Annotated in this window: 18 protein-coding genes; 13 read left to right on the forward strand and 5 right to left on the reverse strand. The window is 64.0% G+C overall.

Features of this window, described 5'->3' with window-relative positions; translation table 11 throughout:
- Positions 1 to 3 precede the first annotated feature (3 nt).
- On the reverse strand, positions 4 to 1,224 hold the full coding sequence (locus ACK4SV_RS00660) for a kynureninase (protein WP_409915852.1): 1,221 nt from the start codon (positions 1,222 to 1,224) through the stop codon (positions 4 to 6).
- A 167-nt stretch (positions 1,225 to 1,391) separates the two neighbouring features.
- On the opposite strand from ACK4SV_RS00660, the gene ACK4SV_RS00665 reads away from it, so the two are divergent.
- Complete coding sequence (locus ACK4SV_RS00665) at positions 1,392 to 2,258, forward strand: alpha/beta hydrolase family protein (RefSeq protein WP_409915853.1); 867 nt, start codon at positions 1,392 to 1,394, stop codon at positions 2,256 to 2,258.
- 10 nt (positions 2,259 to 2,268) lie between these two features.
- On the opposite strand, the gene ACK4SV_RS00670 is transcribed toward ACK4SV_RS00665, so the two are convergent.
- Both ACK4SV_RS00670 and ACK4SV_RS00675 read right to left on the reverse strand, forming a co-directional pair.
- Entirely contained in the window at positions 2,269 to 3,258 is a 990-nt protein-coding gene (locus ACK4SV_RS00670) for a GGDEF domain-containing protein (RefSeq protein WP_409915854.1), read from the reverse strand.
- A 226-nt stretch (positions 3,259 to 3,484) separates the two neighbouring features.
- Positions 3,485 to 4,681 carry a sensor histidine kinase gene (locus tag ACK4SV_RS00675; protein WP_409915855.1) on the reverse strand — a complete coding sequence of 399 codons (1,197 nt, stop codon included), beginning with the start codon at positions 4,679 to 4,681 and terminating at the stop codon, positions 3,485 to 3,487.
- Positions 4,682 to 4,794: 113 nt separating this feature from the next.
- On the opposite strand from ACK4SV_RS00675, the gene ACK4SV_RS00680 reads away from it, so the two are divergent.
- The 12 genes from ACK4SV_RS00680 to ACK4SV_RS00735 all read left to right on the forward strand — a co-directional run bounded on the left by ACK4SV_RS00680 (position 4,795) and on the right by ACK4SV_RS00735 (position 23,789).
- On the forward strand, positions 4,795 to 5,547 hold the full coding sequence (locus tag ACK4SV_RS00680) for a LytR/AlgR family response regulator transcription factor (RefSeq protein ID WP_409915856.1): 753 nt from the start codon (positions 4,795 to 4,797) through the stop codon (positions 5,545 to 5,547).
- Positions 5,548 to 5,661: 114 nt separating this feature from the next.
- The gene (locus ACK4SV_RS00685) at positions 5,662 to 6,714 is read left to right on the forward strand and encodes a family 16 glycosylhydrolase (protein WP_409915857.1); all 1,053 of its coding nucleotides are present in this window, start codon (positions 5,662 to 5,664) and stop codon (positions 6,712 to 6,714) included.
- Positions 6,715 to 6,771: 57 nt separating this feature from the next.
- Positions 6,772 to 9,789, forward strand: coding sequence for a TonB-dependent receptor (locus ACK4SV_RS00690; protein ID WP_409915858.1), 3,018 nt, complete (start codon positions 6,772 to 6,774; stop codon positions 9,787 to 9,789).
- 163 nt (positions 9,790 to 9,952) lie between these two features.
- Positions 9,953 to 11,506, forward strand: coding sequence for a tryptophan halogenase family protein (locus tag ACK4SV_RS00695; protein ID WP_409915859.1), 1,554 nt, complete (start codon positions 9,953 to 9,955; stop codon positions 11,504 to 11,506).
- A gap of 17 nt (positions 11,507 to 11,523) precedes the next feature.
- A complete protein-coding gene (locus tag ACK4SV_RS00700; protein WP_409915860.1) occupies positions 11,524 to 12,243 on the forward strand; it encodes a SapC family protein in 720 nt (239 codons plus the stop codon).
- A 29-nt stretch (positions 12,244 to 12,272) separates the two neighbouring features.
- The gene (locus ACK4SV_RS00705; RefSeq protein ID WP_409915938.1) at positions 12,273 to 13,286 is read left to right on the forward strand and encodes a cupin-like domain-containing protein; all 1,014 of its coding nucleotides are present in this window, start codon (positions 12,273 to 12,275) and stop codon (positions 13,284 to 13,286) included.
- Between the two features lie 8 nt (positions 13,287 to 13,294).
- Positions 13,295 to 14,791 carry a tryptophan halogenase family protein gene (locus ACK4SV_RS00710; protein WP_409915861.1) on the forward strand — a complete coding sequence of 499 codons (1,497 nt, stop codon included), beginning with the start codon at positions 13,295 to 13,297 and terminating at the stop codon, positions 14,789 to 14,791.
- Between the two features lie 27 nt (positions 14,792 to 14,818).
- Positions 14,819 to 17,365 carry a glycoside hydrolase family 3 N-terminal domain-containing protein gene (locus tag ACK4SV_RS00715; RefSeq protein ID WP_409915862.1) on the forward strand — a complete coding sequence of 849 codons (2,547 nt, stop codon included), beginning with the start codon at positions 14,819 to 14,821 and terminating at the stop codon, positions 17,363 to 17,365.
- A gap of 35 nt (positions 17,366 to 17,400) precedes the next feature.
- Positions 17,401 to 18,990: a sodium/sugar symporter gene (locus ACK4SV_RS00720; RefSeq protein ID WP_409915863.1), complete on the forward strand. Its 1,590-nt coding sequence runs from the start codon at positions 17,401 to 17,403 to the stop codon at positions 18,988 to 18,990.
- A 5-nt stretch (positions 18,991 to 18,995) separates the two neighbouring features.
- Complete coding sequence (locus ACK4SV_RS00725) at positions 18,996 to 20,048, forward strand: LacI family DNA-binding transcriptional regulator (RefSeq protein WP_409915864.1); 1,053 nt, start codon at positions 18,996 to 18,998, stop codon at positions 20,046 to 20,048.
- A gap of 195 nt (positions 20,049 to 20,243) precedes the next feature.
- On the forward strand, positions 20,244 to 21,011 hold the full coding sequence (locus ACK4SV_RS00730; RefSeq protein WP_409915865.1) for a glucose 1-dehydrogenase: 768 nt from the start codon (positions 20,244 to 20,246) through the stop codon (positions 21,009 to 21,011).
- 54 nt (positions 21,012 to 21,065) lie between these two features.
- Positions 21,066 to 23,789: a cation-transporting P-type ATPase gene (locus ACK4SV_RS00735; RefSeq protein WP_409915866.1), complete on the forward strand. Its 2,724-nt coding sequence runs from the start codon at positions 21,066 to 21,068 to the stop codon at positions 23,787 to 23,789.
- Here ACK4SV_RS00735 and ACK4SV_RS00740 read toward each other — a convergent pair.
- Together ACK4SV_RS00740 and ACK4SV_RS00745 are read right to left on the reverse strand one after the other, a co-directional pair.
- Positions 23,777 to 25,534, reverse strand: a complete 1,758-nt coding sequence (locus tag ACK4SV_RS00740) for a PHA/PHB synthase family protein (RefSeq protein ID WP_409915867.1) — start codon at positions 25,532 to 25,534, stop codon at positions 23,777 to 23,779. The genes ACK4SV_RS00735 and ACK4SV_RS00740 overlap by 13 nt on opposite strands.
- Entirely contained in the window at positions 25,515 to 25,844 is a 330-nt protein-coding gene (locus ACK4SV_RS00745) for a hypothetical protein (RefSeq protein WP_409915868.1), read from the reverse strand. The genes ACK4SV_RS00740 and ACK4SV_RS00745 overlap by 20 nt, the downstream gene beginning before the upstream one ends.
- Positions 25,845 to 25,929: the final 85 nt, after the last annotated feature.

Below are 25,929 nucleotides of genomic sequence, written 5' to 3' on the forward strand. Positions count from 1 at the left end.
CGGTCAGGTGACCTTCTCGCGCCTGTGGAACTCCGGCCGGTCCCAGCTCCGGCTTTGCAGGATCTCGCCGAGGGCCTCCATCGCGTCCCAGACCTGCGCATAGGTCAGGAACAGCGGCGAGAACCCGAGTCTCACCGTTTCCGGCGCGCGGAAATCCGCGAGCACTCCTTGCGCAGCAAGCGCCTGCACGACCGGATACCCGTCATTGATCCGCAGGCTGATATGACCGCCGCGCCGGTGACCTTCAGCCGGGGAGCGCATGTCCAGTCCCAACGCACACGCGCGTGCGATGGCCAGCGTGCCAAGGGCCTCGGCCTTGGCCTGCAGCGCCGACATCTGAACCCCGTCGAACGCATCCAGCGCGCCGTCAAGCGCGGAGAGAGACAGGATCGGCGGTGTCCCGCTGGCAAACCGCGCGGCGCCATCTCGCGGCTCATACATCGCGTCGAACGCAAAAGGCGCCTTATGGCCCATCCAGCCGGGCAGCGGTGAGCTGACCCGGTTGGCGATGTCCCTCGCAAGATAGACAAAAGCCGGTGCGCCGGGTCCGCCGTTCAAATATTTGTACGTACACCCCGTAGCCATCAACGCGCCGTCGGCCTCGAGCGAAAGCGCGCGCACGCCCGTGGCATGGCTGAGATCCCAGACGATCATGGCCCCGTGCCGCCGGGCTTCCTCCTCATAAGCGGCGATGTCAGCCACTTCCGCCGAGCGGTAATTGACAGCGCTCTTGATCAGCACACCGCCTGTCCCCAGCGCGGCGAATCCCTCTCCCGGTGCAGCCCGGCGCACGTCCAGTCCGAGCAGCCGCCCGATCTCTGCCGCAATGTATTGATCGGTCGGAAATTCGTCGTCCTCAATGGCGATCACAGGCTGGCGGGCGAGGCTCAGCGCAGCGACGGCCAGCTTGAACAGGTTGACCGACACATTGTCGGTCACCGTCACGCTTACGGCCTCTGCGCCGATGAGCCGGGCAATCCGGGCGCCGGTGCGATCGGCGAGATCTATCCAGTCGGCCGTGTTCCAGCCCCGGACGAGGTCGTGCTGCCAGGCGTCCATTGCTGCCTGCGCCTTCTGCCGCGCCGCTGTGGGCTGCGGCCCCAGCGAGTGTCCGACGAGGTAGATCGTCCCGGCAGGGATTCCGAACTGGCCTCGCCTGGCTGCCAGAGGGTCCTCCGCGTCGAGCGCAGCCGCGTCCTCCCGGGATGTTGCTATCTGGATCATTTGTCTTGCTTGCCTGTCTTTCCGAACCTGCGAGAGTAGCGGGCGGTGGTTTGCCGGCAAGGGAGCAGGGCGTGTGGAAATGTCTGACCGGAATTCTGGCGACCCTGCTGCTTGCGGCCTGCCAACCCGACGGTTCCCAGCCTGCCTCCGCGCTGCCTGAGCCTGCCATGCCGGAATCGCCCGCCGCCCTTATGACCTGGCCGGACCTGACCGGGCGCCCCCGGCCGGAACCGTCAATGGCGGTCCGCTGGGGCGATGGGCCGGCTGATACGGCCGATCTCTGGCTGCCGGAAGGCGGCGGGCCACACCCGGTTGTGGTCATGGTGCATGGGGGCTGCTGGCAGAAATCCATTGCCGACCGCACGCTGATGAACTGGATGGCAGAAGGCCTTCGGCAGGAAGGTTGGGCGGTCTGGAATATCGAGTACCGCGGCGTTGACGAACCCGGCGGCGGCTATCCTGGCACCTTCCTCGATGCCGGTGCCGCCGCAGATGAGTTGCTGACGCGGGCCAGCGACTTCAATCTGGACCTGTCGCGTGTGACCGGGATCGGCCACTCGGCCGGCGGGCATCTCATCCTTTGGCTCGCTGCGCGCAGCCGCCTGCCCGAGGGAAGCGCGCTGGCGGTCCCCGATCCCTTGCCATTCCGGGGCGTTGTTGTGTCGGGCGGGCTTGCGGACCTGGAAGCGTCCCGGCCTGTCACGCTGGCATCATGCCTGGACGCGATCTATGACCAGTTGACCGGCTCGGTGAGCGCCCAGCGCCCGGATCCTCTGGCAGACACCTCGCCCGCCCGGCTGCTGCCGATAGGCGTGCCGTTTGTCAGCGTTCATGGCCGGGAAGACCGCATCGCACCGCCCGCGCTCGCCGAAGCCCTTACGGAGAAGGCCCTGACCGCAGGCGACGCAGCTGTCACGATTATCGTGGAAAGCACCGGCCATGTCGAGCTGGTTGCTCCGGATACGGAGGCTTTCCGCCGTCAGGCCGAAGCGCTGTCCGGCTTCATAGCCGGCCCGTCCGGCGGAGCGGACTAGAAGTCCGCGATCAGCCGATACCTTCGGCTTTCACCCGGTTTCGCCCCTGTGCCTTTGCGGCATAGAGCAATTCATCTGCCTTGCGCACGAGGTCGCGCGGGTTCATCCCGCTGCGGAACCGTGCAAGCCCGATGGACACAGTCATGGACGGCAGGGGTTTGCCGTCTGCTGCGTTCAGAAGCTGCAACCCTGCGAAGCTGTTCTTGATCGCGACCAGCCGGTTGTAGGCCATGATGTGATCGCTGCCGGGCAGGATCATCGCAAATTCTTCCCCGCCATATCGGGCGGCGAGCTCGGCATCATGCGTGCACTCGACCCAGAGTTTGGCGAAGGCCTGCAGCACATGATCGCCCGTCTGATGGCCTAGCGTATCGTTCAGCTGCTTGAAGTGATCGAGGTCCGCGATCGCAAGGCAGAGCGGACGCCCGGTCTCCTCGGCCACCTCGATGGCGTCATCCAGCGCCCGGTCAAATGCCCTGCGGTTGGCGATCCCCGTCAGCGGGTCACGCAGGGACTGGTCTTTCACTTCGCTCAGCTGCTCGTTGAGGTTCGAGATCAGCTCCTGAGACCTTGAGAGGCCGTCACTCAGATCATCGGCAAGCTGCGCCATTTTCCGGTTCTCGGCCAGCAGCGTATCGACAACCTCGATCAGGCTTTCCGGCGAGCCGGACTGCGCGAGGTTCGAGCCGATCCGGTCGAGGCTGGAGGAAAAATCATTGCTTTGCTTAAGGCTTTTCTGGATCGTCGCGAGGACGTCGTTGATCTCCTCGCCGATCGCCTCACTGATTTCATGAGCCGCAAACGCATCCGGCTCCTCGGCAAGATATGCTTCGAACAGGAGTTGCAAATCATAGGTCGAGATCTGGTCGCGGCCGAGCAACAACTCATCGAGTTCCGAATTGAGCTTTGGGTCCAGCCCGGTCACATAGGCAAACCAGACCGCATAGGTGTTGGGCAGCGGGGCCGTCTTGTATTTCTCCGCAAGCTCGAAGACGTTCATGGCGGCCCTGCACGCAGCCCTGAACTCCATCGATCCCAATGTTCCGGGACCGGGCTTTGAATTGATTTTATCCATCATGTGACCTGAACGTCTGCGGTAGCCCGTGAGGACTCCGGTTTATATGCTCTGGTACCACAGCAAAATTTGCGTTTGATTAACGCTGTCCGCTGCAGCATGTCCGCGCTCTGAAGTATCCGTGCAGGCATCGGGACGGAGCGCGCGCCAGCTAGACGTCAACCGGCTCTGGGCTTGCGCGCACCGCATCCTGCACATCTCCTTCCGCCCCTTCGGCGACGAGCGGGATCGACATGGACACGATGAGCCCCTGCGGCTCGGCGGCTGTCATCTCCAGGCTGGAAGCGTCTCCATAGGCAGAGACCAGCCGCTGGCGGACATTCAGGAGCCCGATCCCGGTCTCGCTGCCTGAGCGGCTCATCCCGGCCGGGCCGGGGCCGTCATCCTGAACGGTCAGTTGCAGCCGGTCTCCTGAAACCTGCGCGCTGACTGTGATCAGTGTCGGCTTCGTCTGTCGGCCAAGGGCATGTTTTATGCTGTTCTCGACAAGAGGTTGCAGCAGCAGGCTGGGCACCAACACGCTGCGCGCCGCGTCATCAATCCGGAACTCCGTCTGCAGACGATCACCGAATCGCACTCGTTCAATCCCGAGATAGAGCTGCAGGGCCGTCAGTTCCTCCTCCAGCGTGTGCAGCAGCTCGTCATGATGTTCCAGCGACATCCGCAGGAAATCCCCGATGCGGGCCAGCATGTCCAGCGCCGTCGCCTTGTCGTCCCGGTGCACAAGGTAAGAGACCGAGTTCAGCGCATTCAGCAGGAAATGCGGGCTCAGCTGGTATTTCAGCATACGGAGCTGGGTTTCCCGGAAGTGCTTCTCCGCCTCCAGCCGCCGGAAACTTTCTTCCCGTGCGGACGCCTGCGCCAGCAGCATCTCATTGCGCGCCTCGGCGAGGAACTGGCGCTGCAGGAACCAGGCCCGGTAGTATTTCAGCGCATGATAGCAGAACGACCATGCCCCGAACACGATCACGGAGGCGAACACCCATCCGCCCCAGTCCGATGGCGGAATGGCTTCCCCTGTCAGCCAGGTGAAGCTCGCCAGCCGCGCGGCCGTCCAGACAAGGGAGGCAGCCACCACCGCCGCGCCGTTCGTCACCGTACGGACCAGCCAGCTTGACGACCAGGTCATGGTCGCCACCCAGCGCAGCGGATGGCTGATGAAAATGCCCAGGAAGGACTGCAGCAGCGTGTGCATCGCCGGCTGCCATTCGCCCGGATTGTACCAGATCGTCAGGCTGAGGAAGCTGAGCAGCGCCATCGCGCTCCAGCCGGCAATCTGGAGCAGCCAGTATTGCCGCGTCGTGGAGCCGAGCGCCATCAGCTCAGGTTCGGACTTTTCAACACTCATAAAACCCGCTTTCCTTCCCGTCCTGAAGGATGTCTGCTGGCGCCGGGCCTTTGGAAGGGCCAACGCACAGCCGCTATCGTGCATCAATTGCGTGCAGCAAAACAGGTAGGTCAATGCTGAAGACCGTAGTTTGCGATGATGAACGCCCGGCGCTGGAGCTGATGAGCGAGCTTCTGGTTGAGTCCGGCTATGTCGAGATCGTGGCTGCCTGCCTCACCCCGCTCGAGGCGATTGCCAACATCAATGCCGGCGGAATCGACCTTGCCGTCATGGATGTCGAAATGCCGGGGATGAGCGGCGTGGACGCCTTCAGCCAGATCACCGTCAGCCCGAAGCCACTGCTGCTGTTTGCCACCGCACATCCGGAATACGCCGTCGAAGCCTTTGGAATCGATGCCATAGATTATATCCTCAAGCCATTCGACCGGCACCGCGTCCATAAGGCGGTCGAGCGGGCGCTGCGGTTCCATCGCCTGATCGCCGAGAGCGAGCGCGAGGACGAGGCCGATCCCGCATCTGCGCGGGATGCCGGGCCGCAGGCCGCCCTGCGCATCCGCGATGGCGGCCGGATTTTCGTTATTCCGTATGCCGAAGTGATCTGGATCGAGGCGGCCGGCGACTATTCCCTGATCCATTCCACGGGCCGTGAAGCGGTCATCCGCAAGACGATATCATCGCTTGAATCCGAGCTGCCGGCTGAGCGTTTTGTGCGGGTGCACAGGTCCGCCATCATCTGCCGGGACCATGTGAAGGAAGTGCGCCTCCTGACCAAGGGGGAGGCCATCCTGACCTTGACCGGGGACGCCACGGTGCGCTCCAGCCGCAGTTTCAAGGCGGCCGTGACAGGGCTTGCCCCCCAGAAATAGGCCCGTTTCGCCGCCCGGCCTGTCCCATTCGTCGCATGAGGTGTCCGGTTCGCCGCAAACGCGTTGCGACCGGCAACGGGCTGCTGAAACCTACAAAAATAGGGAAGGAACGATATGCGGCGCAAGAATCGCACAATCATGCCTTGTATTGCCGGCATCCTGCTGCTCGCAGGCTGTTCATCGGCAGCCGACAGCATGACGCTGGCGGCCGGAACGGCAGCGGCGGGTCTTGCTGCGCCGCAACAGGGCGGCTGGACGCAGGTCTGGTTCGATGATTTCACCGGCAATGCGCTGGACCGGTCGAAATGGGCGCCGGAAGTCTCCTGCTGGGGCGGCGGCAACAATGAACGCCAATGCTATACTGACCGGCCCGCGAACATCCAGGTCCGCGACGGCACGCTCCGCCTGATCGCACGCAGGGAGCGTTTCACCGGCCCGCTGCATCCAGCGGACACCCCTACCGCGGACACAAGCCGCGCGACGCAGCCCTACACGTCCGGCAAGGTACGCACGCGCGGGCTTCATGCGTGGACCTATGGGCGTTTTTCCGCCCGCATGAAACTCCCGTCAGGCCTCGGCACCTGGCCGGCCTTCTGGATGATGCCGGCGGACTCCGCCTATGGCACCTGGCCGCTGTCCGGCGAAATCGACATCATGGAAGCGGTCAATCTCGGCGCGCCGTGTGCGGAGTGTCCCGGCGGTGAGGAGCAGCGCACATCTTCTGCGCTCCATTTCGGTGGTCTGTATCCTGACAATACCTACCGCTATGCAAAAACCAGCGGCGAACGCCGGCCAGGCCCGGCGGATGAGTGGCGTGTCTACAGCCTCGAATGGGCTGAAGGCGTCGTGCAGACATTCGTCGATGGCGAACTGGTGATGCGGATTGAAGCATCCGACTGGCACACCGCTGCGCCGGGGGCGGTGGGCCGGCCAGATGCGCCATTCGACAAGCCCTTCTACCTCATCCTGAACCTCGCCGCCGGCGGCAACCTGCCGGAGCGGTCGCCAGGTGGCGGATTCGACCCTGCATCTTTCCCCGCGGAACTGCTCGTCGATTGGGTTCGGGTGGAGCATTGCGCTATAGATATCGAAACTGGCCGGGCCTGCCTGACCGGCGCAGACTGGCAAGGCGAACTTCTGGGTCCATGGGAAGCGGATACCGGATAGGCGGCAGACGCTGCCGGACTTGAGATAAATCAAAAGACTTCTGGGAGGAGACAGATCATGAAACCCCAACGCAGACCCCACAGACTGACATATTCCCTCTTGCTGCTGGGAAGCGCCTCCATGCTCGCGCTGGCCCAGCCGGCCGCCGCGCAGGACGCTGAGGAGCAGGCCGATGCTTCCCTCCGCCAGGACGTTGTCGTCGTCACCGGCATCCGCAGTTCGCTCGCGCAATCCTCGGACGTGAAGCGCAATGCGCAAGGCGTTGTCGATGCGATCACCGCCGAGGACATGGGCAAGTTTCCGGACACCAACCTCGCCGAATCCCTGCAGCGCATCTCGGGCGTGTCGATCAACCGCTCGAACGGCGAAGGAAGCCAGGTGACGGTCCGCGGCTTCGGGCCGGATTTCAACCTCGTGCTCCTCAATGGCCGGCAGATGCCGACCGCCTTCCTCACCGGGGGCGCGCCATCCTCGCGCAGCTTTGATTTTGGCAACCTCGCCTCAGAAGGCATCGCCGCCGTCGAAGTCTACAAGACCGGCCGCGCTGACCTGCCAACCGGCGGCATCGGTTCGACCCTGAACATCCGCACCGCCCGCCCGCTCGAGGCGCCGGGAATGCGCTTCTCCGCCGGCGCGAAGGCGGTGTACGACGAGTCCGTCACCAGCCTCGGCAGCAAGAGCCTGACGCCGGAAATCTCGGCGATTTACTCCAACACCTTCGCCAATGACACGATCGGCGTTGCCATCGTGGGCAGCTATCAGGACCGCCAGTCCGGTTTCGCCCAGGCCGCCACCAGCAGTGGCTGGCGCGGGGCGTATTTGGGGTCGGAGAACAACTGGGGCACGCTGCCGCAGCCGCCGAACGATACGCAGGTAACGAACCGTCCGGGGCCGAACGATATCTACGAAGTCCCGCAGAACCTCAACTACTCCCTGACCAATATCGACAGGGAACGGATCAACGGCCAACTGGCGCTGCAATACCGCCCGGTGAGCAATTTCACCGCAACGCTCGACTATTTCTATTCCCAGAACAAGGTCGCGACGGAACGCTCCGACATGTCAGTCTGGTTCAACCATGGCGACACGACCAGCGCCTGGACGAATGGGCCCATCGCGAGCCCGATCTTCTATAATGAAGACTTTGGCCCCGGCGGCTCAGACCTTTCGATGGGTGGTGCGAAATACGCCACCAAGAGTGAGAACAACTCGGTCGGCCTGAACTTCGACTGGCAGGCAACCGACCGGCTGAACATCGTGCTCGATGTCCACTCCTCCTCTGCGAAGTCCGGCCATGACAGCCCCTATGGCACAAGCTCCGTCATCAGCACGGCAGACTTTGCGCTCCGCTTCCAGGGCGTGAATTTCGAGAATGAGCTGCCTGTGCTCTCGCTCGGCTTCCAGCCGCCCTTCACGGATATTGACGCAGGCCGGATGATCAGTACCGGTTCTGTCTTCTCCAACAGCCTCATCCGGACTGATATTGATCAGATCCAGCTGACATCGTCCTATGATCTCGACCTTTCCTTCATCAAATCGGTCGATTTCGGTGTCTCGGCCACGCGCAACGAAGTGCGCTCCGCCTTCGCAAACGCCCAGCGGGACACCTGGGGCGGCGTCGGTACTGCCGCCGACCTGCCGGACGATATTTTCCGGCGGCTGAACATCGCGAAGAACTTCAACCGGTTTGGCGGTCATCAGCAGACCTTCCAGGACTTCTTCGTCTTTGACTTTGACCGCATGGTCCAGATCATCGACAGCAGCGGGGCGCCCTTCTTCAATGCCTGCGGCGGGGATGGCATCTGCCGCTCAGATGATTACCTGATCGACCGCCGGATCAAGGAAGAGAGCTTCGCCGGCTTCTTCCAGGTGAACACGGAATTCAATGTTGGCGCCATGCCGGCGATGATGTCCGCGGGCCTGCGCTACGAGACGACCGATGTCGTCTCACCCTCGCAGGTCACCGTCCCGACAGGCACGGCCTGGGTTGCGGCTAACGAGTTCACGCTCCTTGGGCTGACGGATGCAGCCAATGTCCAGGTCCAGGAATTCTCCGGCGAGTATGACTACTGGCTCCCGGCCATCGATTTCCGTCTCGACCCGATGCAGGATGTGATCCTGCGTGCCTCCTACAGCAAATCGCTGACCCGTCCGGGATATGGCGACATCGCAGGCGGCCTCAGCGTCGCGCAGCTCTTCCGCGTCGATGGCGGCAATGGCTCGAACGGAAATACAGGGCTTCTGCCCTTCGTGTCGGAGAATTTCGATCTGTCGGCTGAATGGTATTATGACCGGGGCTCGTACATCTCGGCCGGCTACTTCAAGAAGAATGTCGACAACTTCATTGGCTCCGGCGTCGTCACGGAAACGCCGTTCCAGGTCCACACACCCTTCGGCGGTGCGCGTTACAATGCGGCTGTGGCTGCTCTGGGTACGAACGACCTCGCCGCCATCCGCCAGTGGATCTTCCAGAATGCCAACCCGGCAACCTTCCAGATCACCGGGACGGACTCCAACGGCAACTTCACCGGCAACATCTTCGGCGTCGCCGGGGAAGACCCGCTGCTGAACTTCCAGATCGCCACCCCGGTCAACCAGCGGGCCGCCTCGATCGATGGTTGGGAATTCGCCGTCCAGCACCTGTTCGGCGAAACCGGCTTCGGCGCCATCGCCAACTACACGATCGTCAGCGGCGATGTGGAGTTCGACCGTTTGCAGGTGCCCTCCAGCGGCGACCCGCAATTCGCCCTCACAGGCCTTAGCGACAGCTACAACCTGATCGGCTTCTATGACAAGAACGGCATCCAGGCGAGGATTGCCTATAATTGGCGCGACCAGTTCCTGACCTCGACAGTCGGGGTCAGCGGCACGCCGAACAATCCGCTCTATGTCGAAGCCTATGGCCAGTGGGATGCCAATGCGAGCTATGAGATCCGCAAGGGCCTGACAGTCTTCGTTGAAGGCATCAACCTGACGGATGAGACCACCCGCGTCATCGGGCGGACCCCTGCCTATGTGAATTTTGCCACCCAGACCGGGCGGCGGATCAACATCGGTGCGCGGTACACCTTCTGACTCCTCCCGGAAGGTGCGGAGCGGGGAGGTCCAACACCCCGCTCCGGCGCCGCTGCGTTTCTGGCAAGACTGTTGATCCCCTGCGGGATGGCGTAAAGTCAGGATGCAAAAGGAAGAGTCAGCCGGTCATGAGGCAGGCGGCACATCGGGAGGTTGTGTGCTGATGGATGAAGTAAACCATGTCGTGATTGTCGGCGGCGGAACTGCCGGCTGGCTCACGGCCTGTATCCTGGCGGCGGATCACCGCACAGCATCGGGTGGTGGCCTGAAGGTCACGCTGATCGAATCCCCCGGAATCCCCATCCTCGGCGTTGGGGAGGGCACTTGGCCCAGCCTGCGCGACACGCTGCGCCGTATCGGTCTCAGCGAATCCGAATTCATCCGCCGCTGCCAGGCCAGTTTCAAACAAGGCTCGCGCTTTGATGGCTGGCTCGATGGTCGCCCCGGAGACACCTATTACCACCCCTTCGATGCCCTTCCGCCAGCGGATGATGTCAACGCGCTCGCTCTCTGGCACAGCGCCCCCGCCGGCACCCCCTTTGCTGCCGCCGTCTCCGCGCAGGTTCATCTGTGTACGGCGGGCCGCGCCCCGAAACAGCCGCAGACACCGGAATACGCCGCCGTTGCGAACTATGCTTACCATCTCGATGCACCTGCTTTCGCGGCGCTGCTTTGCGAGCATGGCACCCGCCATCTCGGCATCCGCCACATCCGCGATGATGTGACCGGCGTGCGCCGCGCACAAGGCGGCAGTGTCGAGGCGGTGGAAACCTCCGCCAACGGTGCCATCGCTGCAGATCTTTTCGTCGATTGCTCCGGCGCGCGCGGTCTCCTGATCGGAGACGCCCTCGGCGTCCCGCTGAAGGATGTCTCAGCCTGCCTGTTCAACGACCGCGCCCTCGCGATCCAGGTTCCCTATGCGGCGCCCGACGCGCCCATCGCCTCCCAGACGAATGCGGCCGCCCAGCCCGCCGGCTGGATCTGGGATATCGGCCTCCAGTCCCGCCGCGGCATCGGCCATGTTTATGCTTCCGCCTTCCGCAGCGAGGAAGACGCCCGCGCAGACCTCACCGCCTATCTCGCCGGCACCGCGCCTGGCTGCGGCTTCACCGGCGCCGACGCCCGCCTCATATCCTTCCGCTCCGCCTACCGCGACACGCCGTGGACGGAGAATGTCGTCGCCATCGGCATGTCGCAGGGCTTCGTCGAGCCGCTGGAGGCTTCTGCCATTGTGATGATCGAGCTTGCCGCTGCCCAGCTCAGTGACACCCTCCCGCCCGTCAAATCGCTCTTCGCCTCTGCGGCCCGTCAGTTCAACGCCCGCGCCGCCTATCGCTGGGAACGTATCACTGAATTCCTCAAGCTTCACTATATCCTCAGTCAGCGGACGGAACCTTACTGGCAGGCCCACCGCGACCCGGGGTCATGGCCCGCGCGCCTCATCGAAGGCATGGCCCGCTGGCAGCATATGCCGCCGTCGCGGGAAGACTTTCCCCAGTCACAGGAAATCTTCCCCGCCGCCAGCTATGCCTTCATACTTTACGGCATGGGCCATCGCCCCCAGGCGGGCGCTTTGCGCCGCCGCAGAGACGATCCGGCGCTCGCAAAACGCTACCTCGCTGATATCGACGCGCGCACCCGCAAATTTCTCGCCGGCCTTCCCGCCCACCGCGAGCTCATCCAACACATCTGCGAGCGCGGCCTCGCCCGCGCCTGACAAGGATTCACCCACGCATGTCCCGCCCTGTTCCCCTGAACAATATCGACCATGCCGGCCTGCGCGTGATCCCGGCGCGCGGCGCGGCCTATGGCGATGCCGCCATGTTCGCGCCGGTCTTTCCTTACGAATTCCGAAATGTGCAGGCACACTATCCCATCGTCTTCATCCGGGAACGGACGGGCGGCTATCGCCCGGTCGCCCTGTTCGGTCTGGAAGAGGGGCAGAACCTGTTCCTGAACGAGAGTGGCTGGGATGCGCCCTATCTCCCCATGGCCGTGCGCATGGCGCCCTTCCTGATCGGCCTCGCCGATGATGGTCGCGAAAAGCGCTTCGAAGTGCATATCGATCTTGATCATCCGCGCGTCTCAACCACACAAGGCGACCCGATCTTCCTCGAACAGGGCGGTCACTCGCCCCTCCTGCGTGATGTCTCCGCGCTTCTGTCGGATATCCATAATGGCGAACAGTCCGTACGCCCTTTCTGCGCCCTGCTCGACGAACTTGGCCTGATCGAGCCCTTCACCCTCGATATCGAGCTCGATGACGGCACAAAGGGCCGCCTCGCGGGCTATTACACCATCGCCGAGGAAGCGCTCTATGCTCTGTCGGCGGAACAACTCGGCCGCCTTCAGGCCGCCGGCGCGCTACAGCCGGTCTACATGGCCGTCGCCTCTCTTTCCCAGATGCTTTCGATAATTGCGCGGCGCAATCGCAGGGCAGGGGGCGCCGCATGAACATGATCGCCCTGCCGGGATCCCGCTGGATGGATGAGGCCCCCCGCGTGGAGGAAATCCACCTGCCGCGCACGCCTGAGGCCATGGCTTCCCTCAGCGCCCGGGAACGTCCTGCAATCCTGCGCGGGCTGGTCGCGGACTGGCCCGTCGTTCGCGCAGCGCGTGAAGGGCAGGCGGCCCTCCTCGATTATCTCCTCCGCTTCGATGCGGGCCGGATCGTCCCAATCGCGGCCGGCACGCCGGGGATCGGTGGACGGATTTTCTACAATGAGGATTTCACCGGTCTCAACGTTGATCGCGGCCGCGCGCATTTCGCGTCCTTCCTGCGAGAGGTCGACCGGCAGGGCCGCGAGGACCCCGCCCCGCTGATCTATATGGCGTCCACGGATATTCCGGATGCCGCTCCCGGCTTCGAGGCAGAAAACCGTGTTGACTTTGAAGGGCTCCGCCCGCTCGAAAGCCTCTGGATTGGCACGCCCAGCCGGATAGCGGCACACAATGACCTGCCGATGAATCTCGCCTGTATCGCCGCCGGAACGCGCCGCTTCACACTCTTCCCGCCGCACCAGACCGCCAACCTCTATCCGGGTCCGTTCGAGCTTACGCCTGCAGGCCGCCCGGTCAGCCTCGTCGATTTCCACGCGCCTGATCTCTCCCGCTTCCCCCTCTTCGCAGAAGCTATGGGAGAGGCCGCCGTAGCCGATCTTGAGCCGGGCGACGCGCTCTACATCCCCTCCATGTGGTGGCACCATGTGGAGGCGACTGCTCCGTTCAATATCCTCGTGAACTATTGGTGGCGCAGTGTGCCGGCCTGGCTCGGCACGCCGCAGGATGTGCTCCACCACGCCATGCTCACCCTTCGCGACATGCCTGCCAATGAACGCGAAATCTGGCGTGACCTGTTCGATCACTATGTCTTCCGCAATGATCCGCAGGCCGCAACGGCCCACATCCCCCCGCACGCGCGCGGGATGCTCGATCCGATGACGGAAGAAATGGCCCGGCGCATGCGGGCGTTCCTCCTAAACCGCCTGAACCGCTGAGGTGCCCCATGACTGATGCGATCCCGAAGAAGCAGAAGGTCGTCATCGCCGGCGGCGGCACAGCCGGCTGGATGACCGCCGCCGCCATGGGCAAGGTGCTCGGCGCAGTGTGCGACATTACGCTCGTTGAGTCTGAAGAAATTGGAACCGTCGGCGTCGGTGAAGCCACCATCCCGACACTGATGACCTACAATCGCCTCATCGGCATCGACGAAGCGCGCCTGATGCGCGCCGTCAGCGGCACCTTCAAGCTCGGCATCGCCTTCGAGAACTGGACCGAGCTTGGTCACCGCTACATCCACTCCTTCGGCATCACCGGAAAGGATCACTGGACCGCCGGCTTCCAGCATTTCTGGAAACGCGGGCGTGATCTCGGCCGCGCCGGCGAATTCGGCGACTATTGCCTCGAACTGATGGCCGCTGAAGCTGGCCGCTTTGCCCACCTGCCAGACCTTGGCCTCAACTATGCCTACCATCTCGATTCCTCCGCCTACGCCGTATTCCTCCGCCAGCTTGCAGAGGCGAGCGGCGTCCGCCGCATCGAGGGCCGCATCGCAGATGTCCGCCGCACCGATGACGGCGACCTGCAAAGCCTGACCCTGCAGGATGGCACGGTCATCCCCGGCGACATGTTCGTGGATTGCACCGGCTTCCGCGCCCTGCTCATCGGCGAGGCGCTCGGCGTCGGTTATCAGGACTGGACACACTGGCTGCCGTGTGACCGCGCCATCGCTGTGCAGACGGCCTCCGTCCGCCCGCCCTTACCCTATACCTGCTCCATCGCGCATGGCGCCGGCTGGCGCTGGCAGATCCCGCTGCAGCACCGCACCGGCAATGGCATCGTCTTCTCCAGCCGGTTCATGAGTGAAGATGAAGCCCGCCAGATCCTGCTCAATGCAGTGGAAGGCGAAGTTCTCACCGAACCCAGGGTGATCCGTTTCCGGACGGGTTCGCGGACCGCCCACTGGCACCGCAATTGTGTTGCCATCGGCCTCTCCAGCGGCTTCATCGAGCCGCTGGAATCAACCAGCATCCACATGATCCAGCGCTCGGTCATGCGCCTCATGCAGATGTTCCCTCAGGGTACGGTCAACCCGTCCGATGTGCGCGAATTCAATCGCCAGACGCATTACGAGATGGAACACATCCGCGATTTCATCATCCTGCACTATCATCTCACCAACCGCACAGACACGCCCTTCTGGCGCCATTGCCGCACGATGGACATCCCCGAGGGCCTGCGCCACCGGATGGACCTATTTGCCGCCACCGGCCGCGTCTTCCGCGCCAATGACGAGCTGTTCGCAGAGAACTCATGGACCCAGGTGATGCTTGGCCAGGGCATCCTCCCGCGCGGCCACCACCCCGTCGCAGATGCGATGAGCCCGGATGAAGTGCGCCGATTCCTCGCGCACATCTCCGAGAACGTAAACCGCACGGTCGCCGGCCTGCCAATGCACCAGGCTTATCTCGACAGTTACTGCAAGGCCGCCGTCACCGCCTGATCCACCGAACCCAAAGAGGAGCCTCCCATGCCCTTGACGACCCTCCTGTGCCGAAGATTGACGATTTCAGCGGCATTGTCAGCTGCCTTGCTCGCAGCCTGCGCCGCAACTCCAGCCGCACCGCATACGGAAGAACAGGCGCCTGCGGCGGCCTCCGCGCGCGTCAACCCGGACCTCTGGCCAGTCCTAAATCCGCCCGCACTCGACCCGGCGGTCGAGGCGCGCGTGACGGCCATCATGGCCCGGATGACGCTTGAACAGAAAGTCGGCCAGGTCATCCAGGCCGATAGCGATAGTGTGACTGCGGAGGAAGTGAAACAATACCGCCTCGGCTCGGTCCTGAGCGGCGGCAACTCCGCGCCTGGGCCGCAGCCTTATGCGGACACTGCCGCATGGCTCGCTGCTGCCGATGCCTATTTCGAAGCCTCCATTGACCCGGAAGGCGTGGACATCGCCATCCCCATCATCTGGGGCATTGATGCCGTGCACGGGCACGCAAACCTCATCGGAGCCACCGTTTTCCCGCATAATACCGGCCTCGGCGCCGCGCGCGATCCGGACCTGATCGAGCGCATCATGGAGATCACCGCCGCAGAACTCGTCGTCTCCGGTCATGACTGGACCTTTGCGCCAACCCTCGCTGTGCCCCGTGATGACCGCTGGGGCCGCACCTATGAAGGCTTCTCCGAAGACCCCTCCATCGTTGCGGAGTATGCAGACCGTATCGTCTTCGGCCTCCAGGGCCGTCCGGGAACGGACAGCTTCTTCGCACCCGGCCGCGTCATGTCCACCGCCAAACATTATGTTGGCGATGGCGGCACAGCCGAAGGCATCGACCAGGGCGATGTGCTCGCCTCTGAAATCGAGCTGCGCGATATCCATGCCGCCGGATACTTCCCCGCCATCGAAGCGGGCGTTCAGTCGATCATGGCCAGCTTCAACAGCTGGAAAGGCATCAAGATGCATGGCGACCACGACATGCTGACCCGCGTGCTGAAAGACCGCATGGGCTTCACCGGCTTCGTCGTGGGCGACTGGAATGGCCATGGCCAGATCCCCGGTTGTACGAATACGGATTGTCCCGAAGCGCTCCTCGCCGGCGTCGACATGTATATGGCGCCGGACAGCTGGAAAGGCCTCTATGAAAGCCTGCTCGCTCAGGTGCAGAGCGGCGAAGTGCCGATGGAACGCCTCGATGATGCCGTCCGCCGCATCCTCCGCGCCAAGGTCCATGCCGGCCTGTTCGAGGCGCCGCGCCCAAGCGCCCGGGTTGGGGCAGGGGATGTGTCCCTGCTCGGATCGGACGCCCATCGCAGCATAGCCCGCCAGGCCGTTCGCCAGTCGCTCGTCCTCCTGAAGAATGACAACGCCACACTTCCCGTCGCGCCCGGCAAGACGATCCTCGTCATCGGCGACGGCGCCGACAGCATGGCCAAGCAATCGGGCGGCTGGACGCTCTCCTGGCAGGGCACAGGGCATTCAAACGATGATTTCCCTTATGGCGACACCATCCTCGCCGGCATCCGTGAAGCCGCCGCCGCCGCCGGAAGCACCGTGATCTTCGATCCGGAGGGCACCAGCGAGGCCGCTGCCGACATCGTCATCGCAATCTATGGCGAAGATCCCTATGCGGAGTTCCAGGGCGATCTCAACCATCTCGCCTTCGAAAATGATGGCTTTGACACCGCCCGCCTGGCCGCCTTCCGCGCGCGCGGTATTCCCGTCGTCTCGGTGTTCCTCTCCGGCCGCCCGCTCTGGGTGAACCCTGAGATCAATAATTCCGATGCCTTCGTTGCGGCCTGGCTTCCGGGTACGGAAGGTGCGGGCATCGCCGATGTACTGTTCCGGACATCCCCGGATTACGACTTCACAGGCCGCCTCTCCTTCTCCTGGCCGGCGACAGCCGTCCAGTTCAACAATAATTATGGCGATGAATCCTACGCGCCGCTGTTCCCGCTCGGCTATGGCCTGTCCTATGGTGATGCGCCGGGTATGCTCGGCCAGCTCTCCGAAGACAGCGGCCTCGAGCCGGAGCAAATGACCAATCAGGGCTCGGTGTTCCAGCGGGGCCGCTCCATGGCGCCCTGGCGGGCCTTCCTGGTCGCGGGCGGCGAATCCTCCGTGTTCAGCGGCGCGCGCGCCAATGTGCCCGGCATTTCCGGCAGCCGCGCAGACCACCTCTCGCAGGAAGATGCGCTCAGCCTGTCCTTCTCAGCTTCAGGCGCGCTCGCCTTCTTCCCGGACAGCGACAGCGTCAGCTGGGCCGAGGAGCTGGACGCCGGCATGATGCTCGGTTTCGCCGTGCGCACCGATGAGGCCTTCACCCTCACCATCGGCGCCGAATGCAGCGCTGTGGGAACCTGCGAGGCGGCCGAAACCCGCCTCATCGCCGCCGGTGACTGGCGGGAAGAGCGCGTCCCGCTCGCCTGCCTCGCTGCCGCCGGTGATGGGCTCAGCCGGCTCCAGAGGGGCGTGATGTTTGCCGCGGGCGCCGGTGCAGACTTCGATATCGCCGATGTCCGCCTCGTGCGGGCTGCAGGACAGCCGCCCGCCTGTAATCCGTCCACCCCGTAACGCTCCAATCTCAACCTCACAGGAACAGAACCGTCATGAACCTCGGCACACTTGATCTTGGCATCCTGGCTGTCTATGCGGCGGTTCTGTTCCTGATCGCCATCTGGGTCTCGCGCGAGCCCAAGGGGCATACGCGGAGCACGGAGGATTATTTCCTTGCGGGCCGCGCGCTGCCCTGGTGGGCAATCGGCGCCTCGCTGATCGCCGCCAACATCTCTGCCGAACAGATCATCGGCCAGTCAGGGCAGGGCTTCGTCGTCGGCCTCGCCATCGCCGCCTATGAATGGCAAGCGGCCATCGTCCTGCTGATCGTCGCGAAGTATTTCCTGCCGATCTTCCTGAAGCGCGGCATCTATACGATGCCGCAATTCCTCGAAACGCGCTATGGCGGGGGCGTCAAGGCGCTGATGTCGGTCTACTGGATCCTTCTGTATACGGCAGTAAACCTCACAGCCGTCCTCTGGCTCGGCGGCCTCGCCATCGAAAGCCTCACGGGCGCCAACGTCTTCCTCGCCATGTGCGGGCTTGCTGCGTTTGCGGTGCTCTATTCCCTTTATGGCGGCCTCAAGGCCGTTGCGCTGACTGATATCATCCAGGTCGTCATCCTCATCGTCGGCGGCTTCATCATCACATGGATCGCGCTCGATCTCGTCGGCGGCCAGGCAGGTCCCATTGCGGGCCTGCAGCGTCTTGCCGGCGAGGTGCCGGGCCATTTCGAGATGATCCTCAGCCCGGAGCATCCGAGCTATTCAGACCTGCCGGGCATCTGGACCCTGCTGGGCGGCCTGTGGGTGCTCCATTTCTCCTATTGGGGCTTCAACCAGTATATCATCCAGCGCGCCCTCGGGGCTGAAAACCTTGCCGAAGCCCAGAAAGGCCTCGCCCTTGCTGCGGGTCTGAAACTGCTCGTTCCTGTCATCGTCGTCCTCCCGGGCATCGCCGCGCTCGTCCTGGCGGGAGACAATGTCCTCTCCGGCGCCGTGCTGGAGGAGAAATCCGACCGCACCTATGGCGAGCTCATGAAGCTCGCCCCGGAAGGCCTTCGCGGTCTCGTTTTCGCGGCCCTCATCGCTGCCATCATCTCCTCGCTGGCCTCGATGATGAACTCCATCTCCACCATCTTCACGATGGATATTTATCGCGACTATATCGCCCGGGGCAAAACCGAGCGCCATTATGTCACCGTCGGGCGTATCGCCGCGCTCAGCGCGATGTTGCTTGCACTCGTCCTTGCACGGCCCTTCCTCGGCGGCATGGAAAGCGCCTTCCAGACGATCCAGGAATATACCGGCTTCATCGCCCCCGGCGTCGTCGCCATCTTCCTGCTCGGCTTCTATTTCCGCCGGATGAACACGCCCGGTGCCTTCGCGGTCCTCATCGGCTCGGTTCTCGCCAGCCTCGCGATGAAGTTCGGCCTGCCGGATATGCCCTTCGTGCTTCGCATATGGCTTGTCTTCATGGCCATCGTCGCACTCGGCATTCTCGTCAGCTTGCTGACGAAGCCGCCTGCGCCGCAGCAACCGGTGGACCTTGGCGACATCGCCGTGAAAACCAGCCCCGCCTTCAACATCGCCGGCATCGCCATCGTCGCCGTCCTCGCCCTCATCTACATAGCCTTCTGGTAACACCCATGGCCTTCAGTCCCGACACCGGCCGCAGAACGCGCGTCACCATCCGCGAAGTAGCCCTTCACGCAGACGTTTCCCAGATGACCGTCTCGCGCGTCCTCAACAAGCGCGACTCCGTCCGCCCCGACACGCGCGACCGCGTGGAAGCGGCCATCCAGGAACTCGGCTACCGCCCGAACCTTGCCGCCCGCAGCCTCGCCGGCGGCGCGTCCTGCTCCATCGGCGTCATCTATCACAATGCCAGCGACAGCTATCTGGGCGAAGTCCTGCGCGGCGCGCTCACGGGTAGCCATGCGCAGGGCCACCAACTCTTCGTCGAATCCCTTCCGGATGCCGACAAGGATCACTCCCTGCACGAACTTTCCGAGCGCCTTACCCGCATCGGCTTTGACGGCGTGATCCTCGTGCCTCCGCTCAGCGAGAGCGAGAAGGTGCTGGACCTGCTGGCCAGCATCGGCGTGCCCTGTGTCCTGATTGCCCCGGCCAGCGCCGCGCGCCCGGAACGCAGCGTTGCCATTGATGATGCCGCTGCCGCGCAGGCGATGACACAGCACATCATCGCCCAGGGGCACACGCGCATCGCCTTCATCCGGGGTCCGGCCGGGCAAGTTTCTGCGGACTCCCGCTGGGAAGGGTTTGAGGCCGCCATGGCCGAAGCCGGCCTGCCGGTGCGCAAGGGCTGGACCGCCGAAGGCGACTACACCTATCGCTCCGGTATGCTCGCAGCAGAGAAGATCCTCACCGCCGGCAAGACCCGCCCAACTGTGATCTTCGCGAGCAATGACGATATGGCCGCCGGTGCCATCACCACCGCCTACCGCCTCGGCTTGCCGGTTCCGGACAACCTCTCCGTGGTCGGATATGACGATACCCGTGTCGCGACCTCCATCTGGCCGCAGCTGACGACTGTCCGCCAGCCGATCGCGGACATGGCTGCCCGCGCTGTCGCTATGCTCGCCGATGCCGTGCAGGGCACAGCGCAGGAATCCGAACCGCCCGCCCGCGTCGTGCTGGACTTCGAAATCATCCAGCGCGAGTCGCTCTGCCGCATTTGAAAAACTCCGGGCCATCCCGCCGCATCCGGAAATTCCCTTATTATCGCGGCTGGCATGTCTGCTAGCCTCTCTTCGATCATTCAAACCCGTACGACGCTGAGGGCTGGATGTCCGGTATCCGCCTTTTGTCGCGATGTTTTCTGCGGGCTCTCGTACTGCGCTCACCGGATGAGACGAACAGGAGACGGAAGACCGATGGCAGATCATGAATTCAAAGGGCAGGTGGCCCTCGTCACGGGCGGCTCGTCCGGCATTGGTGCGGCCACAGTGCGCGCCTTCTGCGAAGCCGGCGCCGCTGTGGTCATTGCCGACATTCTCGATGCCGAAGGCGAGGCGCTCGCAGCGGCCCTGTCAGCCGCCGGCCACCGCGCCGTCTATCAGCATTGCGATGTGTCGCGCGAAGCTGACATCGAGGCGGCTGTCGCGCGCGCCGTCCATGAGTTCGGCGGCCTCCACCACGCTTTCAACAATGCCGGAATCGAAGGTACGCCATCGCCCGTTGATCAGGCTACGAACGAAAACTGGGAACGCGTGATCACGGTGAATCTGCGCGGTGTCTGGTGGTGTATGAAGCATGAGATACCCGCGATGCGCCAGACCGGCATGGCCTGTTCCATCGTCAACTGTTCCTCCATCGCCGGCCTCACCGGCTTTGCCGCCATCCCGGCCTATGCCGCGAGCAAGCATGGGGTCGTCGGCCTCACCCGCAGCGCTGCGCTGGACCTTGCCACAAGCCCCATCCGGGTGAACGCCATCTGCCCCGGCGTGATCGAGACCCCGATGATCGACCGGTTCGCCGGCACGGACGGCACCGCGCGCGAGGCACTTGCCACCGGCGCGCCCATGGCCCGCATGGGCCAGCCGGAGGAAATCGCCCAGGCGGTACTCTGGCTCTGCAGCCGGGGCGCAAGTTACATAACCGGCCAGGCCATTGCTGTCGATGGCGGATGGACCGCCCGCTAAATCGCCGCCCGCATCGGGCAGGTGATGCGCGTTGAACGATCAGGGAGCGTTGCCATGAGCAACACGGACATTCCGGCTGCGTCAGGCGGCGCGCCATTTCATGCCCGCGCAGCCGCAGACATCCTGTCGGACCTTTCGGCAGACAGCCAGTCCGGCCTCAGCGAGATCGAAGCTGCCGCCCGCCTCCGATCCCATGGCCCGAACCGGCTGCCGGCCCCGCCGGCGCGGCCCCTGATCCTGCGTTTCCTCGCGCATTTCCACAATGTGCTGATCTATGTGCTGATCGGCGCCGGCCTCGTCACGGCCCTTCTCGGCCATTGGATCGACACAGGCGTGATCCTCGCCGTCGTCATCATCAATGCCGCCATCGGCTTCATCCAGGAGGGCCGCGCCGAAGAGGCGATGGCCGCCATCCGCAACATGCTCACCCCTCATGCCGCCGTCATTCGCGGCGGGCGGCGCGTCACGGTCGATGGTGAGGCGCTGGTCCCCGGCGACATCGTGCTGCTCGAGCCCGGAGACAAGGTGCCCGCAGACCTGCGCATCGTGCAGGCCAGTAACCTCCAGGTCCAGGAAGCCATCCTGACCGGGGAGTCCGTGCCCGTCAGCAAGCAGACCGCCGCCGTCGCCGCCGAGGCCGCGCTCGGCGACCGCAAATGCCTCCTCTTCAGCGGCACGCTCGTCACATCCGGCACGGCGCGCGGCGTGGTTATCGCCACGGGGCCCGCCACGGAAATCGGCCGGATCAGCGGAATGCTGGGAGAGGTCGAACGGCTGACAACGCCCTTGGTGGCCCAGATGGAAGGCTTCGCCCGCTGGCTGACGGTGATGATCCTGCTGATCTCGTTCCTGCTGTTGGTCTTCGGCTATTTCGTCGATCATTTCGAATTCATCGACGTGTTCATGGCAGTCGTCAGCCTCGCCGTCGCCGCCATCCCGGAAGGCCTGCCCGCCGTCCTCACCATCACCCTCGCGGTCGGTGTCCAGGCGATGGCCCGGCGAAACGCCATCGTCCGCCGCCTGCCGGCCATCGAGACGATCGGTTCAGTCTCCGTCATCTGCAGCGACAAGACCGGCACCCTGACCCGGAATGAAATGGTCGTCAGCGCCGTCGCCGTCACAGCCGGACAATTCAGCATCAGCGGCGAAGGCTATGCGCCCTCAGGCGAGATCACCGGCGGGGACACAGCCGCGCTCGCTCCGCTCGCCCGCGTTGCTGCGCTCTGCAATGATGCGAGCCTGCACGAGGCCGGAGGCGACTGGCGCGTCGAGGGCGATCCGATGGAAGGCGCACTGATCGCCCTTGCCGGCAAGCTCGGCGTCGACCGGGCTGCAGCCGAAACCGCAACGCCCCGCATCGCCGAAATCCCGTTCGACTCGGCAACCCGCTACATGGCCACCCTGCACACCGAGGAGGGCGGCGCGGCCCGCGCCTGCGTCAAGGGCGCACCGGAGCGGATCACCGCCATGGCCAGCTTCCAGCGCGGCGCAGACGGCCAGCCCGAACCCGTCAATGAAGCCCACTGGCAATCCCTCGGCAACGCGATTGCCGCGCAGGGAATGCGTGTCCTCGCCCTCGCAGAATGCGCCTTCGACACCGCACCGGACACCTTTTCCCCGGCGGATCTTGAAGGCGGGCTGATCCTCCTCGGCCTCGTCGGCCTGATCGACCCGCCGCGCGCCGAAGCGGTGGAGGCCGTCGCAGCCTGTCATATGGCGGGCATCGCGGTGAAAATGATCACCGGCGACCATGCCGGCACCGCCGCCGCCATCGGCCGGCAGATCGGCCTAATAAATCCTGGCGAAGTTCTCACCGGCGCCGATCTCGACATGCTCGATGATGCCCAGCTTCAGGCGCGCATCGAGCGCACGAACATCTTTGCCCGGACGAGTCCCGAGCACAAGCTGCGCCTTGTCACAGCCCTTCAGGCGCGCGGCCTCAGCGTTGCGATGACCGGGGACGGGGTCAACGACGCTCCGGCCCTCAAAAGGGCAGATGTCGGCATTGCGATGGGCCGCAAGGGCTCCGAAGCCGCCAAGGAAGCCGCTGACCTTGTGCTCGCCGACGACAATTTCGCCTCCATCGTGGCCGGGGTGCAGGAAGGCCGCACTGTCTATGATAACATCAAGAAAGTCATCAGCTGGACCCTGCCCACCAATGCCGGTGAAGCGGCAACGATCCTCGTCGCCCTGATGTTCGGCTTCACCCTGCCGATGACTCCGGTCCAGATCCTGTGGATCAACCTCGTCACGGCGACGACGCTCGGCCTCGCTCTCGCGTTTGAGCCGACCGAGAAGACAACCATGAAACGCCCGCCCCGGGCGCGCAGCGAACCCCTGCTGACGGGCGAGCTTGTCTGGCACATCGTGCTCGTCTCGGCGCTGTTCCTGGCAGGCGTCTACGGCATGTATCTCTATGCGGTAGACCGGGGCTATCCGGTTGAACTCGCGCGCACCATTGCGCTCAACACCCTCGTCGTGTTCGAGATTTTCCACCTGTTCTTTATACGGAACATCTACGGCACCTCCCTGACCTGGGACGCTGTCAAGGGCACCAGGTTTGTCTGGTTCGCCGTCATCACCGTAGCCGCCGCCCAGTTCGCGATCACCTATATCCCGGCCCTGCAGGACATCTTCGGCACAGCCGCCGTGCCGCTCTTTGATGGCATCCTGATCGTCGCCGCCGGCGCCGCCCTTTTCGCCATCATCGAGACAGAGAAACAGATCCGGCTCCGCCTCGGCTACATGCGCAGCGGCCACCGGCTTCAGGCTTCATGAACATAGAGCCCCGGCGCCGGTCCGAGCCCCTCTTTCGGCGATGGGGGCGGGGCTACCTCAACTGGTGAGGCGCGCGCTTTGAGCCAGCTCAGCCATTCAGGCCACCAGCTGCCCTCATGACGCCGGGCATTGGAAAGCCAGCCTTCTGGCTCCAGATGATCGGCCTCGCCGATAACCGGACCGGTATGATAATACGCGCCCGGCTTTCCGGGCGGGCTGACGACGCTCGTATTGTGTCCGCCGCCGGTGAGAACGAAAGTGGTCTCGCTTCGCCCGTGAAGCCCGATCCGGTATACCGAGCGCCAGGGCGCGATATGATCTCGCTCTGCGCCAAGCGCAAAGACCGGGATACGGATGTCCTTCGCGGCCACAAACTCGCCGTCGACGGCCAGTTCGCCATGGGTGAACCGGTTCTCGAGGAACAGCTGTCTCAGATACTCGCCATGCATTCGCGCGGGCATCCGCGTCGCATCCGAGAGCCAGGCATCCAGCGGTCCCTGCACGCCGGCCCGGCCGATCAGATATCGCTCCACGATCCGCGAATAGACCATTTCATGCGCCCGCAGCATCGAGAAGGCGCCCGACATGTTGCGCGCATCCAGCGTGCCCTCGACATGCATCATGTCCTCCAGCAGCGCGACCTGACTTTCATCAATGAACAGCAGCAGCTCGCCGGCCTCCCGGAAATCGGTCTGCGCCGCCAGCAGCGTCAAAGTGGCAAGGCGGTTATCTTTCCGGCGGCCCATTGCAGCGGCGGCAATCGCCAGCACAGTCCCGCCAAGACAGTATCCGACGCCATGGATCCGCTGCCCGCCTGCCTCTTCGCTGACCCGGTCGATCGCGGCCATCACCCCGAGGCGCCGGTAATCATCAAAGCTGATGCCACGATCATCCGGACCCGGATTTTTCCAGGACAGGATGTAAACAGTATAGCCTTGGCTGGCCAGCCAGCGGGCGAATGAGTCCTCCGCCGTCAAGTCGAGGATGTAATACTTCATGATCCAGGCTGGCACGATCAGGACGGGCTCGGCATGAACGGACGGCGTCTGCGGGCGGTAGCGAATCAGTTCGCAGAGTTCCCCGCGCCAGATTACATCGCCGGGCGTTGTCGCAAGCGTCTTGCCAACCTGCCAGGGCGAGTCTGCCTGGCCATGGCGCTGCCCGCCGGCCACGGCGACGTCCTGCAGCAGATTGTGAAGGCCCTGAAGGAAGTTACGGCCGCCGCTCGCAAGCGTGGCATCGACGACATCCGGATTGGACCAGGGAAAGTTGACGGGCGCCATCGCATTCAGCACCGAAGCGCCCATGAAAGTCACCCGGCGGGCATGATGGTCCGCGACGCCGCGCAGGCAAGAGGTCGCAAGGCGCCACTGGGCTTCTGCAGCCAGATGCGCCTGCGCGAGCAGGTGAAAAGGTGGACGGGTCCAGCTGGGGCTGCGGAATCGCCGGTCGCCGGGTTCGGGTTTGAAGGCCCAGTCTTCCGGGGCCGGGTGTGCAGCCGCTGCGACCAGCCTGTTAGCCGCTTCGCCCCAGCGCCACCAGAGCTCGAACTGGCGTGCAGGCGAGACAGACAGGTGAAACAGCCAGTCTTCATAAGCCTGCAGCGCCGCCCAGGGCGATTGCCCGCCCGTCATCCGCGCAAACCGGCCTCTCAGCCGGCGGTCCAGATCCCGCAGAAGCTCTTCGGTCTCATCTTCTGCCGCGCAGGCCGGCTGCGCCCGCTGGTCAGGCTTTCGTGCGGTCAAGGAGCCGGGCCGTCTCTTCGGCATAGTCGGACACAGCCTCCATGGCCGCCATCCGCCAGATGGTGATGAAATCCGCCGGTGTCCGGCAGGTCGCAAAAGCCGCCAGCGTGCCCATGTTCTTGCGTGCGCGTTCGGCGGCGAATTGCGCCATCGCCATCTGCGCTTCGCTCAGGTGCCGGATGTTTTCGATGGCCGTCGCCGGGTTCAGGGCTGACTGTGCCGTCTGCCAGTATTCCGGCAAAGAGGGGGCTGCCGAGAAGAGGGTTTCGGGCGCCTTGGCGGCTTCCGCCTGGGTCTTGGTGCGCGTCATCTCGCGGTCTCCTTTCTGAAGCAAAGGGCGCTCCTGCAGCCCTTTCTTCGAATATGGGGCTGCAAGCGTGAAAAAGTTATCCGGG

The sequence above is a fragment of the Hyphomonas sp. genome, from assembly GCF_046313735.1.
GTDB lineage: Bacteria > Pseudomonadota > Alphaproteobacteria > Caulobacterales > Hyphomonadaceae > Hyphomonas.

Coding starts and splice junctions, on each gene's coding strand:
- ACK4SV_RS00660 (WP_409915852.1), bottom strand. CDS start 1,224: ATGATCCAGATAGCAACATCCCGGGAGGACGCGGCTGCGCTCGACGCG.
- ACK4SV_RS00665 (WP_409915853.1), top strand. CDS start 1,392: ATGCCGGAATCGCCCGCCGCCCTTATGACCTGGCCGGACCTGACCGGG.
- ACK4SV_RS00670 (WP_409915854.1), bottom strand. CDS start 3,258: ATGAACGTCTTCGAGCTTGCGGAGAAATACAAGACGGCCCCGCTGCCC.
- ACK4SV_RS00675 (WP_409915855.1), bottom strand. CDS start 4,681: ATGAGTGTTGAAAAGTCCGAACCTGAGCTGATGGCGCTCGGCTCCACG.
- ACK4SV_RS00680 (WP_409915856.1), top strand. CDS start 4,795: ATGCTGAAGACCGTAGTTTGCGATGATGAACGCCCGGCGCTGGAGCTG.
- ACK4SV_RS00685 (WP_409915857.1), top strand. CDS start 5,662: ATGCGGCGCAAGAATCGCACAATCATGCCTTGTATTGCCGGCATCCTG.
- ACK4SV_RS00690 (WP_409915858.1), top strand. CDS start 6,772: ATGAAACCCCAACGCAGACCCCACAGACTGACATATTCCCTCTTGCTG.
- ACK4SV_RS00695 (WP_409915859.1), top strand. CDS start 9,953: ATGGATGAAGTAAACCATGTCGTGATTGTCGGCGGCGGAACTGCCGGC.
- ACK4SV_RS00700 (WP_409915860.1), top strand. CDS start 11,524: ATGTCCCGCCCTGTTCCCCTGAACAATATCGACCATGCCGGCCTGCGC.
- ACK4SV_RS00705 (WP_409915938.1), top strand. CDS start 12,273: ATGGATGAGGCCCCCCGCGTGGAGGAAATCCACCTGCCGCGCACGCCT.
- ACK4SV_RS00710 (WP_409915861.1), top strand. CDS start 13,295: ATGACTGATGCGATCCCGAAGAAGCAGAAGGTCGTCATCGCCGGCGGC.
- ACK4SV_RS00715 (WP_409915862.1), top strand. CDS start 14,819: ATGCCCTTGACGACCCTCCTGTGCCGAAGATTGACGATTTCAGCGGCA.
- ACK4SV_RS00720 (WP_409915863.1), top strand. CDS start 17,401: ATGAACCTCGGCACACTTGATCTTGGCATCCTGGCTGTCTATGCGGCG.
- ACK4SV_RS00725 (WP_409915864.1), top strand. CDS start 18,996: ATGGCCTTCAGTCCCGACACCGGCCGCAGAACGCGCGTCACCATCCGC.
- ACK4SV_RS00730 (WP_409915865.1), top strand. CDS start 20,244: ATGGCAGATCATGAATTCAAAGGGCAGGTGGCCCTCGTCACGGGCGGC.
- ACK4SV_RS00735 (WP_409915866.1), top strand. CDS start 21,066: ATGAGCAACACGGACATTCCGGCTGCGTCAGGCGGCGCGCCATTTCAT.
- ACK4SV_RS00745 (WP_409915868.1), bottom strand. CDS start 25,844: ATGACGCGCACCAAGACCCAGGCGGAAGCCGCCAAGGCGCCCGAAACC.